The organism is Corynebacterium sp. MSK195, from assembly GCF_030228885.1.
Taxonomy (GTDB): domain Bacteria; phylum Actinomycetota; class Actinomycetes; order Mycobacteriales; family Mycobacteriaceae; genus Corynebacterium.
In genome coordinates this window covers 1-405 of sequence record NZ_JASPGT010000058.1, presented here as the reverse complement: position 1 = coordinate 405, position 405 = coordinate 1, and the positions used below count along the sequence as shown (strand labels likewise).

At 46.2% G+C, this 405-nt stretch carries 1 rRNA gene; it reads left to right on the top strand.

The annotated features are described in order from the left end of the window. Positions 1 to 61 (top strand): 16S ribosomal RNA (locus tag QP909_RS11790); the annotation flags it as partial. Between the last annotated feature and the right edge of the window lie 344 nt (positions 62 to 405).

The window sequence follows — 405 nt, the reverse complement described above, 5'->3', positions numbered from 1 at the left end:
GATTGGGACGAAGTCGTAACAAGGTACCCGTACCGGAAGGTGCGGGTGGATCACCTCCTTTCTAAGGAGCTTTTATTATTCGGGTGCAGTTGCACCCTGTGGTTGGTTGAGTATGCGAGTGTCATACTGCCAACTTTTATTGTTGAAAAATTGTCCGGGTGAAACACACACCTAAGTGGCAAGCCGAGTGTTTGAATGGCGCTTTGTGACACACTGTTGTCCATGCACAGTGAAAAGTAATTGTTGTTTGTATGTTGGTGCATTGTTGGGTGTCTGGGGCATTATTCCCCTTTTTTGTGCCTGACCATTATGTCTGCTGATACTTGTTGTGTTGGTGGTGTGTGGTTGGGGTGTTGTGTGAGAACTGTATAGTGGACGCGAGCATTAAACACACATAGATGGATT